This window comes from Rhizobium sp. RHZ01, from assembly GCF_014851595.1.
In the GTDB taxonomy this organism is placed as follows: Bacteria; Pseudomonadota; Alphaproteobacteria; order Rhizobiales; family Rhizobiaceae; genus Rhizobium; species Rhizobium altiplani.
In genome coordinates this window covers 1-255 of record NZ_JACUZZ010000164.1, presented here as the reverse complement: position 1 = coordinate 255, position 255 = coordinate 1, and the positions used below count along the sequence as shown (strand labels likewise).

1 pseudogene is annotated in these 255 nt (G+C 58.8%); it reads left to right on the top strand.

The annotated features are described in order from the left end of the window. Positions 1–248: pseudogene (locus tag IB248_RS31300) on the top strand (4Fe-4S dicluster domain-containing protein); the annotation flags it as partial. Positions 249–255: the final 7 nt, after the last annotated feature.

Below are 255 nucleotides of genomic sequence, written 5' to 3'. Positions count from 1 at the left end.
ACCCGAAGCCCGACGGCGTTCTCACCTTCGACCGTCTGTCCTCGGTGTTCCTGTCGAACACCAACCACGAGGAAGACCAGCCGGTGCATCTGCAGGTGAAGGACATGGCGCTGCAGAAGTCGTCCGAACACGACATCTATGCCGGTCCTTCGTTGCGCTACTGTCCGGCCGTCGGTTACGAATGGGTGGAGAAGGATGGGCAAGAGACCTTTGTCATCAACGCCCAGAACTGCGTCCACTGCAAGACCTGACATG